This is a genomic window from Massilia phosphatilytica, assembly GCF_977014125.1.
Genome location: NZ_CDRNIL010000110.1, coordinates 1 through 11,709 on the forward strand (window position 1 = coordinate 1; position 11,709 = coordinate 11,709).

The 11,709-nt window shown below is 57.7% G+C and carries 11 protein-coding genes; 9 read left to right on the forward strand and 2 right to left on the reverse strand.

The window, feature by feature from the left end:
* The first annotated feature begins 155 nt into the window (after positions 1-155).
* The 4 genes from ACWNCF_RS03720 to ACWNCF_RS03735 are packed head-to-tail and all read left to right on the forward strand — an operon-like array spanning position 156 to position 2,381.
* Positions 156-299, forward strand: coding sequence for a hypothetical protein (locus ACWNCF_RS03720; protein ID WP_449406068.1), 144 nt, complete (start codon positions 156-158; stop codon positions 297-299).
* Entirely contained in the window at positions 277-456 is a 180-nt protein-coding gene (locus tag ACWNCF_RS03725; protein WP_449406069.1) for a hypothetical protein, read from the forward strand. The genes ACWNCF_RS03720 and ACWNCF_RS03725 overlap by 23 nt, the downstream gene beginning before the upstream one ends.
* Before the next feature lie 48 nt (positions 457-504).
* Positions 505-1,503 (forward strand): tyrosine-type recombinase/integrase, encoded by a 999-nt coding sequence (locus ACWNCF_RS03730; protein ID WP_449406070.1) that lies wholly within the window; start codon positions 505-507, stop codon positions 1,501-1,503.
* The gene (locus ACWNCF_RS03735) at positions 1,500-2,381 is read left to right on the forward strand and encodes a hypothetical protein (RefSeq protein WP_449406071.1); all 882 of its coding nucleotides are present in this window, start codon (positions 1,500-1,502) and stop codon (positions 2,379-2,381) included. The genes ACWNCF_RS03730 and ACWNCF_RS03735 overlap by 4 nt, the downstream gene beginning before the upstream one ends.
* Positions 2,382-2,383: 2 nt before the next feature.
* Here the strand turns inward: ACWNCF_RS03735 and ACWNCF_RS03740 are convergent, their stop codons facing one another.
* The gene (locus tag ACWNCF_RS03740; RefSeq protein ID WP_449406072.1) at positions 2,384-3,739 is read right to left on the reverse strand and encodes a replication initiation protein; all 1,356 of its coding nucleotides are present in this window, start codon (positions 3,737-3,739) and stop codon (positions 2,384-2,386) included.
* A gap of 2,599 nt (positions 3,740-6,338) precedes the next feature.
* On the opposite strand from ACWNCF_RS03740, the gene ACWNCF_RS03745 reads away from it, so the two are divergent.
* The 3 genes from ACWNCF_RS03745 to ACWNCF_RS03755 all read left to right on the forward strand — a co-directional run bounded on the left by ACWNCF_RS03745 (position 6,339) and on the right by ACWNCF_RS03755 (position 8,596).
* On the forward strand, positions 6,339-7,316 hold the full coding sequence (locus tag ACWNCF_RS03745) for an AAA family ATPase (RefSeq protein ID WP_449406073.1): 978 nt from the start codon (positions 6,339-6,341) through the stop codon (positions 7,314-7,316).
* A 171-nt stretch (positions 7,317-7,487) separates the two neighbouring features.
* Entirely contained in the window at positions 7,488-7,997 is a 510-nt protein-coding gene (locus tag ACWNCF_RS03750) for a ParB/RepB/Spo0J family partition protein (protein WP_449406074.1), read from the forward strand.
* 125 nt (positions 7,998-8,122) lie between these two features.
* Positions 8,123-8,596, forward strand: coding sequence for a hypothetical protein (locus ACWNCF_RS03755; protein WP_449406075.1), 474 nt, complete (start codon positions 8,123-8,125; stop codon positions 8,594-8,596).
* 1,095 nt (positions 8,597-9,691) lie between these two features.
* Here ACWNCF_RS03755 and ACWNCF_RS03760 read toward each other — a convergent pair.
* On the reverse strand, positions 9,692-9,874 hold the full coding sequence (locus ACWNCF_RS03760; protein ID WP_449406076.1) for a hypothetical protein: 183 nt from the start codon (positions 9,872-9,874) through the stop codon (positions 9,692-9,694).
* Between the two features lie 73 nt (positions 9,875-9,947).
* Here ACWNCF_RS03760 and sbcB point away from each other — a divergent pair, with 73 nt between their 5' ends.
* Together sbcB and ACWNCF_RS03770 are read left to right on the forward strand one after the other, a co-directional pair.
* A complete protein-coding gene (gene sbcB, locus ACWNCF_RS03765) occupies positions 9,948-11,549 on the forward strand; it encodes an exodeoxyribonuclease I (protein WP_449406077.1) in 1,602 nt (533 codons plus the stop codon).
* The coding region (locus ACWNCF_RS03770) for a hypothetical protein (RefSeq protein WP_449406078.1) at positions 11,506-11,709 on the forward strand (204 nt) is incomplete at its 3' end. The genes sbcB and ACWNCF_RS03770, both read left to right, overlap by 44 nt.

An 11,709-nucleotide genomic window follows, 5' to 3' on the forward strand; every position in this document is an offset into this window, starting at 1 on the left:
ACGCATTGTGAAGGGTTAAAACGGAGGAGTTAGTTGGATGATCCAGCACCTTGAAGAATTAAAAATTTGACGCCGGGTATGTCAAGGTGAACAATACGCAATCATAGTTCACCTTATGATGCTGATGAAGTCAAGACGACACCAATAACTCGCAGATGGCCCTGGCCCTGCTGTTCGAGCAGAAGCCCGAGATCCTCAAAAAGCCGGTGCAGGCAGTGCACATGGCGATCACGGTGCGGGATCCAGAGCAAGACGCAACGTCTGGCCTTCAACGCAATGCTCAAGCACGCGCTCGATGAGCACGCGCGCAACCCGGGCGAGAAGGTCGACACCTATTCGATCTCGCGCGTCGAGCTCATGCGTACGATCAACTACACCTCGCCCAAAGAACACCCGGCCCGCCACCGCCAGTCCGCGGCAGTCGCCTCACGTCGAATGAGATCAGGTATCTGTTAGTTAATGTCATTTATGGTATAGTCATCTGGTACCGTCACCGAGATCATCATGGACGAGCCAACACAATGGGACGCCAATCCCGTTGCCGCCTTCGACAAATTCATCCAGGGTCCTGACTTCGCCAGGACCAGTCACCGGCTCGGCCTGGCGGAACCGAAACCGGTCTCGAAAAAGTCAGCCCACATCTACCGTTCGATGTTCGGCAAATTCGCCCTGTGGCTCGCCCGGGAGAACAAAAAATTCTCGCTCATCGTCGAGCAGGACCTCGTGCGCTTCATCAGCCAGAACCGCGCGGACGGCGAACAGAACAGCCTGATCTCGCGCCGCTACCTGCGCCTGCTGGAACGCTGCTATAAGCATCTACGGATCCAGCCGAATCCCGCATCGGCCGCGCTGCAGGTCGCGAACGCGAACGGCTACATCGCCCAGGATCACGGCATGCAGGTGCTTGATAGCGCGGACATCGCCACTTTCATCAATGCCCTGCCCCCGCTCGGACAACCCAGTCCGAACCGCGCGGGCCGGCCGCCGAAGGCGTGGAAGCGCCGGCGCGACCACGCCATGCAGGCCACGATGCTGTTCGGGGGCTTGAAGGTTGCCGAGACGATCGGACTGCGCCTGTCCGAAGTGCACGATCCGTTCGGGGGTGCGTTCGGCGACGAAGGCATCGTCCTGGCGATCAATCCCGAGGGCAAGCACGACACCAGCCACGCACACGACACGGTTTTGCGCGCCTACGGGGCGCAGGCGCTGCGTGCCTGGCTCAGGGAACGCAGTACGCTCGGCATCAAGGGCGACCTGGTGTTCCCGGGCGACCTCGCCGGCAACCCGTTGTCCGCGGTGACTGTCTACCGGCAGGTGCGGGCGACGTTCGGACGTGCCGGTATCAACGTCGACCACAACGGCGGCCGCACATTGCGCAATACCTTTGCGGTGGAAGAATTGAAGGGCGGACGCACCCGGGCAGAACTGAAAAAACTCCTCGGCCTGGCGCTGGAACGATCCGCTGGCATCTACGAAATCGCGAAAGGCAAAGTGCAGGCATGAAGGTATCGGAAATCTCGTCGATCCTGGCGGAAGCCGGGCTGCCTGCACTGACACGCGAGCAGCTGCTCGAACTGGCCAGATGCGACGCCGGCAGGGAGTTCGGGCAGGCGCTACGCGCGTTCTCCGCCGGCGACGCCGCGCAGCGCGACATGCTCGAGGCAACCGTACGTGCGCTGGCGCCGGACGTGCGCGTGACCTTGCGCAACCTCGGTGCCAGTACGGCGATCGACCAGTTGCTCACGGTCGCCCGCAAGGAGCAGCGCAGGTTCTTCGACGCGCTCGACGCGATCGCGCAGCGTAGCCCCCGCGCGCCCGGCGCCCGGCATTACCTTGGCGGGCTGGGACTCATCCCTGTCTTGCCCACTGCCGGAGCCGCGGAGCCGGCCGTGCCGCCCTACTATTCGTTCAAGATATTCGGCGCCGGTGCCGCCCTGTGCATCGCCGAGGCGCAGACGCGAGCGACGCGGCAGTATACGGTGAACATCGAAGGAGCCGTCGTACTGGGCGACGGCGCGACCAAAACCTACGATTGGCCGAACAAGATCGTGGTGCAGCTGACCGTGCAGGAAGCCTACCAGGTCCTGGCGCTGTTCGAGAACAAGATCCGCTCGTTGAAATTCGACGGTCACGGCCGCGCACACGACAAGTCGGTACAAATCGAGTTCCAGGACTCGCATTACTTCGTACGGCTCATCCAGCGCGGCCGTGCGGCCGTCGCGGTGCCGGTACGTGCCGTCGATGCGATTCCCCTGGTGTCGTTGCTCTACAAGCAGCTGCTGCGCAATGAACCCCATCTGCGGATCGACGATATCCGGATGATGGTCGACCGCATGGCGGCGATGACGGCAAGCAGCCGCGGAAGGGCACGCCAGCGTTGACGTCAGGCGCCGCGATTGATGCTGATCGCACCGGAGGTAACAGCGAACTCGAAGATTTCCTGTGCCGTCGGCTCACCCCAGTATTTCTTCGCCAGCCACGCATAGAACGGCACCATGACGCGAGGCGTGCGCTTGCTGGCCGCGGCGGGTACCAGTGCGGCACTCACTTCCTGCAGCGCGTTGTATTCCGCGATCGCCGCTTCGCGATCCTCGTCCGGCATTTCGACGAACATTGCCGCGGCATCGTCGTGACGTTTCTTGGTGAAGCGCGCCTGGATGTCCTGCATCGCTGCGATCTCGCCACCGCCGCCAGTCGCGGGCTTCTTGACGGGCGCCCCCGGCGCGTACTTGCCTTCGAGTGCGCGTTTCAGATACGCGCCCGGGCTTTTAATCGGGGGCTTCGACTTGTCGTTGACACGTTCGTTCGTAAACCGCCAGCCAGCCTCGATCTCGTCCGGCGTGTACACGTCGAGGATCTTCTTGCGTTCGCGCGGCGACACGCCCAGCGTCTCCAGCCGCTTGTCCCATTCGCTACGGACGCCACTGCCGGCGTCCTTGTCGCCGTCCTGCTCGAGCTTAAAAATATCCTTTTCTTCGACCGTGAACTGCAGATATTTCACGCTGCGGCCACCGTCGCGGTTCTCGTGCAGCGTGATCGTCAGATCCGATTTCTCGTTGATCTCGAGGATCGCGGGCTTGAGCTTCTCCCGCTTGAAAATTTTATATTCGTTCAGGACCGACTTCTCGTTGACTTCGCCATAGATCACCCAACGCCACTCTTCCCAGCGCATCTCATTGGTCAGCTTGGAGGGGTTGGTGCGGAAGCGGTTGACCCATTCGTACAGCGCCGCCGAGGCATCGAGGCGGAACGCGCGCTGGATCCGCAGGTCGAGCCGCGCATAAATCTTCGGCTCGAGCAGCATCGGCTTGATCTGCGGCGAATACGAATAATAGATGCGGTCGCGGTCGAATCCGACGAAGGGCAGCAGCACGCAGGAACCCCAGATCGAATCGCCATCCTGCTGCAGGTAGTCCCACTGCACCGTCAGCTTCTGCATGGCCGCCAGCGTGTCCTTCAAATGCTTGCGGTTGGGCGAGGTGTAGTTGATCGTACGCATGAGCTCGACGCGCGAGATCGAATAGGTGTCGACCTTCTCGCCCGGGTTGCGCGCGTGCTCATCGAGCGCGTGCTTGAGCATTGCGTTGAAGGCCAGACGTTGCGTCTTGCTCTGGATCCCGCCCGTGATCGCCATGTGCACTGCCTGCACCGGCTTTTTGAGGATCTCGGGCTTCTGCTCGAACAGCAGGGCCAGGGCCATCTGCGAGTTATTGGTGTCGTCTTGGCTCATCGGCATCATAAGGTGAACTATGATTGCGTATTGTTCACCTTGACATGCCCGGCGTCAAATTTTTAATTTGTCAATGGTCGCGTCCGTACATCAACGGTAGCGGCAAAGCACGGTAGGTCATCCGCTGACGAAAGGTGAACTGGCATGATACCCAAGGTGGGGCCTATCAAAAAACTACACCCGAGTGTACGTGGTCCCCTATCAAAAAGAGTCACCTGGACGTCTTGAGCGCGGATTGACGCCAAGGTGCTATCAAAAATGGTCACCTTACGGTCGCTCATCGAACATTAGAGAGTGCAATGCTCAGCCCTAAAGCGCTATGGGCGCCATTTCGCCTATCAAAAACGTTCACCTCCGACACTGCGCAGAACGGACGAGCAAGAGTCGATCGCCGTCACCCGAGTGTGCGTCTATCAAAATGGATCACCTTTCATTGAAGCCGTGCTGTTTCAACCTTGTCGTCCGGCCTGCAAGGCTATCAAAAAGATGCACCATTTCAGTTTCGGGTCCCGCTACGTCCGAACCGGCGTGATACAAGGACCTTTGACGCAAGCGTTGCGAGACCAGTCACCTGCGCGAGTTCAGGCAGGTATCAGAAACGTTCACCGACGACTGCGGGAACCTGGGGACACCTGGCAAATCGTAGTCGACTGGGCTGAAGCGACCCGGATGGGCACTTAAGTCCTATCAAGAACCTTCACCTTAAAGACGGGGCCGATCCCGCATGGAACAAGGGACACGGCGGCTATCAAAAATCCTCACCCGAAAGCGGTAACACGCATGGTGCACCACGTATCGTTCAGGGCGCACGTCCGCCATGCAGGCGCTCGCGTGAATCGGTTACGGTCCAACTTGGCTGAATACCTCCAATCTTCTGGTTATCAAAATCCGTCACCACTACAGAGCCGCGCCGTGTGGGCTGATAAGAGATAGCAAGTACTCACTTTATATTAATGAGGTTGGGCTGTTACGTCTGCGCACTATGGGTTGGCTATCAAAATACTTCACCTGAACGCTACGTCCATCGACGGAGGCGACCCGGATTCACGGTTTCACATGTCTGGGTTGCCGGCCTCTATCAAAAACCTTTCCCCTTGCCTTCGGAAAGGTCAACCACGCCTGAAATGGCAGCTCTTGGCGAATGACACAGCTATCAATAACAATCACCTTATCCTCGGGTGCTTGGTGGACGCCGACCCGTTGTGCTCACGCATGACGATCAAAAGACCTTGCAGCAGTACGGCGCACGCCGGAATGTATAGATCTGCCTATCACAAAGGTTCACTTTACGAGTTCGGTCGGCCAGATGGACGAACGATCGTGTGGCAGTCGAGGGGGCTTTCTATCAAAAACGTTCACCTGGGCGATCAGGCCCGCGCAGTTCTGACCACCATATCGAAACAAAAGCTGCCGAAGGCCAGGCAAACTATCAGGATAGATCACCTTTATGGGCGTCGATTCCTGCCGAGTGCGCGTTCCTTCAACAATGTGTAGTCGTCGCTCCAGCTTCTCGCGCTGCGGATATCAAAGACAGTCACCATCCGCCATTTCCCATCATTATCGAAGAATCGCACACGCGTCTTTCAGGAATCGGTCTAACGCACTGCGAGGCAAACCCATCAAAAACGGTCACCTTGGACGGTCTTGTCGAGCAAGCTTCCAGGGTACGGAAAACGAATCCGGGGTATCACGAACCTTCACCCGTCCAGAGACCATCGCGACAACCGTCTTTCCCGAGGCTCGTCGCCCACCAAAATGGATATCACAAAGGTTCACCTCGGACACCGACAAGGTGTAGGTTAGCAAGGGCTCACTTTACCACGCAGCAACGCACCAACTGCTCACATGACCCTCTCTAGTCGAACGAGCTGGCACAGGTGAACCAATTTGATAGCCCAGGCGTCTTTGAAAAGCGAACGCGTGTAGATCGCAAGCATCGATGGCGTAAACGCCCATCAAAAAGGTTCACCGCATCCCTTGAAAACCAGGGTCTCCAAGGACGCTTCACAGCTCTGTTCGCGCCTTTTACAATCATCGAAGCCACTTGACCTGGGCTCGAGCTATCAAAAAAGGTCACCTATACGCGACAACGCCGGTCCTAGCTATCACAAAGGTACACCAATGCAGTTTCAGGACGAGCTTGGAGGCCAGGCGAACGCCGACATTGAGCATTCATGAGCCATCGAACCATTCCTGCGCAAGAAAACACGCTCGCAGCCGGGCAAAACTTGCCATTTATCCACAGCATTTATCAAAAACATTGCCCTTTCGAACATTTTCACACCCCTGAGCTATCAAAAGTTCCCCCGGTCTGACATATCCACATCCCCCGGATATCAGAAGCATTCACCTCGTATACAAATCCACACCCGTGTCGGGCCTGGAACCCGCATGGTTATCGGTTTTACCCTTGGTGAATGTATACCAAGGTTTTGTATGTCCACATGAATTACCTGAACCGTACGCGCGACGCACACATACGTGCCAATGCTCGAGTTCGCGTAGTAAACGCTTCGCTGCTAGGTTTTTTGTTGAAAACAGGTTTTTTCCCTTGCATAAAGGCTGCGATTTTGTAAAAATTACCTGATCGAAATCCAGGAGAAGCCTCTTGAAGCGCAAAACCTTCAAAGTCCAGGCCGTGGCAAGGCTATTGGGCATCAGTGTCGATTCCGTTCGTCGCGACTCGGACGAGGCGGGCCTTGAAATCGAGCGGCAGGGGGGTGTCGGTCCGAAGACCCGCCTGTTCACCATCGAGAACATCTATGACCTGGCCGCGTATCGGGCGAAAAAATATGGTGTCACGGCGAAGGCCAAACGGATCCTGACAGTGTATGCGCCAAAGGGCGGCGTCGGTAAAACAACCCTGTCATCGAACATCGCCTGCATCCTCGCATTGCTGGGTTTGCGCGTGCTGGTCATCGATCTGGACTTCCAGGCCAACCTGACTATCTCCTTCGGCTATGACCCGGAACTGACGCCCGACGAAGCGACGGTAACCAGCATGCCGGTCGACACCTGCGTGAACTATCATTTTGGACACCTGCTGCCTCAATGGCAACAGAACGGACAGACGCAATTGCTGTCCGCGGTCATCAAAAAACCGTTCGGGGAGAATGGGCCGCACCTGATCCCGTCCGAGGTGACGCTGGACCGCCTCGAAGCACTGTTCACGGTCGACGCCATCATGGGCAAGAAACCGGAACTGGCGATCGCGCGCTGGCTCGCCGAAGGCCGTTCAGGCAAGAACAAGGACCTCGACCTGTCGCAATACGACGTCATCATGTTCGATGCGCCGCCAGCGAAAAACCAGACGACCCGTGGGGCGTTGCTCGCCAGCGATTTCGTAGTGGCCCCGGTGTCGATGGAACGGTACAGCACCAAGTCCGTGTCCTACCTGGCTGGTGTGCTGGGCGAGATGCAGGAAGAATACGGCAAGTACCCGCAGTCGGCGATCCTCGGCAACTTCTTTGACGATTCTCGAGTCCGCGTCGCGGCCCAGGTCATTGCGCTGACGAGCAAGTATCCCGACGCGTGGATGGACAAGACAGTGCGCACGCAGCGAGGAATTCAAGAAGGTTCTGGATGACGACGACGGCTTGCCGCTGGCCTTGTCGCGTCCGAGCAGCACTCCGGCAGATGAACTGCGTGCGACAACGAAAGAGCTGGTCGAAAAGATGGGCGTCCTTGGTGCGCATACAAAAGCGGACACCTTGCGCGCGGCATGAAGCCGCACTGCATCTGACCATCAGGAGAATTTGTGAGTAAAGCACACCAATCCGAAGCCGCGTTCACGGCCAGCCTGAAGGACCGGCTGCGCCCGGCGCCTCCGACGCCGCAACCGATGCACATGACACCGCCACCGAGCGGCGCATCGAAGTCTCTGGAAGACCTGTTGCGCGACGATGCGGTCGACGCGCAAGCGGCCGCACCCTGCGCCCGTGCCGGGTCCCGTCGCGGTGGAACTCGTCCCGCTGTGCCAGTCGACGAGTCCAATGTCGTCCGCAAGGTCGCACTGCAAGACATCGTCGACTCACCCTATCAGCCGCGCAGCGTTACCGACGAGACCCGCATCCAGCTGCTGGGCGAAACGCTGAAGGCACGCGGCCAGGACGAAGCCATCGTCGTGCGCCGCCTGCCGTCCGGGAAGTACGAACTGGTTTCCGGGCACCGGCGTACCCGTGCAGCTCGGCTGATCGGCTGGTCGGAGATCGACGCGCGCGTCCGTGCGCTGAGCGATCGCGACGCCGAGCTGGCGACGCTCACGTAGCAACGAAAGCAACGAAGAACTCAGCACGTACGAGCGCGCGCCAAGGCATACCCAGGAGGCACTCGACCGCGGATTCGCGACCGACCAGAAAGGGATCGCGAACCTGTTCTGGGTTCCGAGGCTGCGTGTCCCAATGCCTGCAGCCGTTGCAGTTCCCGACGCCGATCATCGACCTGCTCGAGAAATACCCCGGGCTGCTTAAAACCCGTCATGCTCGTGTCGTCAAGGAAGTGATTGCCAAGCATCCGCAGGCGATCGTCACGATCACTGCGGGTGTCGAGGTCCTGATGGACAAGCCGGAGATGGACGTCGATGAACTGCGCGCGGTGCTCGTCGAGCCCTTCGAAAAGAAGCGAGTTCGCACCGAGCCACCCGAGCCAAGGATGATCACGGACAAGAACGGAGTGTCCGCTTTCAAGGTGCAGATCAGGGAACGCGAGATCGTGATCAAGGTCGAGGAAGGTGTTGATGTCGACCTCGCCTCGACGCGACGGGTGCACTGCGCGAGTTTGCCGGGATGTTTATGCAGAAAAAGAAAACCGTTTAAAAACAAAGGTTTAGGTTTAATGAAATCAAGCCATCGGCATTTTATTCAATAAAATCAATCGGCTCAAGATATAAATATTAACGGTTAATACGGGCGCCTGGATGGTGCCCTTTTTGTTGCAATGCCATGCATTGACGATTGACGGATATGGTTCGCGGTGTTGTCCTTGCAACGTAAGCGCGAAATCATTTCGCCATGCGAGTACGTGTGTATTCGGCCTCATTAGGGCGACGTTGAGAAGGCATGATGGCTTGACGCATTTCCAGCGCTTGCCAGCTCAGGATGGGGGGCGGGTTTTGATAGTTTGCAGCCAAAGGAAGGAGCGGTTGCCGACTAATGGCATGAGCTCACGCAAAACGCTGACTTGGACGATCCGTCATCGAGCCTGACGTACGCGGCGTTTGGGCAACGGCCGTCTCGTGCCTTCACGAGAATGTCGTTCAATAAGCCGTCCTCCAAAAGTGGCAGTCCACTCGGTCAAATCAGTTCGTCGCCAAGTTAGTAAAACTATACTGCGCGGCCCAAGGCGGACTTTTCATATCATTGTCGACTCTGACTCTCGCGCGAAGTACCAAAGAGGGGTTCGGACGCTCGCAGAACGAGATTCTGGGCTGGCGACTGTCACCTGCTTGTTGCGGAGCCACAAACATACCTGCCAAGCCTCGGCGCCGAACTGGTTTTACTGTGCGAAACGCGGAAAGCTGTGATTGTCAACCTAAGTACGCAACATGTCGCGAAAAACCTGCCGACCAAGTCCTCGCGATCGTTATCATCTCGTTGGCACGGCTGTATGGCAGTCCCTGCCGCTGGGAACACAACACGATCGGCGGTCTGCACTAGACAGTGCAGAGGCAACGTCGAGCGTCCAATACATTCTCCTCAAATCGTACACTGTAGGTGATGTATCGGATACGTACGGCGCTCGCATGCGCTTCGCTACATTGCGCCTTGTCCACCAGGCCGCGCCATTGTGAGCAGACTAGACTGAAAGTCTCGCAAGGACTCAGAAAAATCCTTACTAATCAAACACTTAGCAAAATTTCGGAAAGCATATTTCAGAAAAATATCATAAAAATCAAACACTTAGCTCGGAATATTAACCGTTAATATTCCGTCGCGTCCGGATGCTTTTATGCGGATAGCGGCCTCACTTGGCGCCTGGCGAATGGGCTGTTTTGACAGGAAGAGATGCCCTGCGCAGCCACAGCAAAACAAACCCCCACTTCTCGATGAACGCCTCCTCTGCGCCAACCGATTCAGCATAAAACCTGGCTTCGACCCAGCATACTGAGGCAGCGATGCTCCGGTCGAAAACGAAGAGCCATTCCATCGCTAAGCCAGGTGTGCTCTGCCGACTCACACGCAAACCTATAATGATCTCGTCCACGATCCGCGAGCTCGTTATGAACACTCTGCTGGCATTCGATTACGCGACAACAGGAAGCGATCCCGTTCGGGATCGTCCAATGCAGTTCGCTTGCGTCCGTCTCGACATGGACCTGAACATCATCGGAAATCCGACATCGCTGCATTGCAGGCCGTCACCTGATCATTTGCCCGATCCGGCGGCATGCCTCCTGAACGGCATTACTCCCCAGTTTTGCGATGAGATCGGACAATCCGAGCTGTCCTTCGTGAACGAAGTCCATCGCCAGCTAAGCACGCCAGGTACCATTGGCTTCGGTTACAACTCGATTGCCTTTGACGATGAAATCACCCGCTTCATGTTCTGGCGGAACCTGATCGACCCTTACGCGCACGAATGGAAAAACGGATGTGGCAGATGGGACTTGATCGGACTTATACGCGCTACCTATGCATTACGTCCAGAAAGCCTCGAATGGCCCCGCGACGACAGCGGTAGCGTATCCTTCATACTGGACCAAGTAAGCGCCGCCAACGGGCTGTTGCACGAGTCGACACATGATGCCCTTTCGAACGTCTACACGACGGTCGAACTCGCACGACTGATCAAGGATCGCCAGCCACAGTTGTACACGCACATGTTTTCGATGCGCGACAAAGCACGCGCTTTGCAGGCGATGAATGCGGCGTCGCATGCCCCATTCATCCATATCGGTGCCGAGGCCAAGAGCGCCGCTGCTGTCCGGCTCATGTTTCCGATCACTCAGCATCCCACCAACCGGAACGAGGTAGTCGCCTGGGACCTGTCGAAGGACCCGCGCCAGCTCCTCGACCTCGATGCCGAGAGCGTCCGGCTGCGCCTCTTCACTCGCCAGGACCAACGTCCCGAAGACTTCGAAGGCATGCCGCTTCACAGCATTGCGGCCAACAAATCGCCGGCGGTTTTCAACAACCTGCACGTCCTGTCGCGTGAACGCGCAATCGAACTCGACATCGACGTGGCGGCGGCATTGGCCAACGTAACCACAATGTTGGGCGTACTGGATACGCTCGACCTGCCACGGATGCTGCAAGTTGTCTACGCCCGGGATCCGGTCGAGGCGGATGTCGAACAAGCACTTTACGAGGGTTTTATTGGCAATCACGATCGCCGTGGGCTCGACCTGCTGCGGGAACTCGAACCAGCCGAGTTGTCGTTCGTGAAACCGGAGTTCAGCGACCCCAGGCTCGGTGAGCTATTCCTTCGTTACAAGGCACGCCATTATCCGAACGCACTGTCGCAGCGCGAACAGGACAAGTGGGAAGAGCATCGTTACCGCAAGCTGGTGACCGGCCACGCGGGCAGCCGCACGGTGGCAATGGTCCGGGCATCGGTGGAGACACAGCGGCGAATACTCATGGAATCGGCCGCCCTCGTGGATCCTGCCAGATACCGCATCCTCGATGACGTACTGGTGCATACGAACCGCATGGCGGCGGAGATCGATCCCTACGAAACCACGACGAACACGACACCTGTAATACCGCAAGCAGAGCCTGCACCGTTACAAGAGTCACCGCCGCCGTCAGTACAACCCGACCTCTTCGGCGACAAGATTGAGCCACCGGTATCGCGCCGGGTCAGGACCCGGCGCCGTTGACGAGGCGCGCGACCACCAGCGACGGATCGGTCCCGTCCTCGAATTCGAAGCACTCGCCTTCGGACAGCATGGTAGGTGCCGCCCGCACGTTCAGGTGCTGGATCATCCAACTAACTCCTCCGTTTTAACCTTAGCAATACGTAACGGTCGAGACGTTACA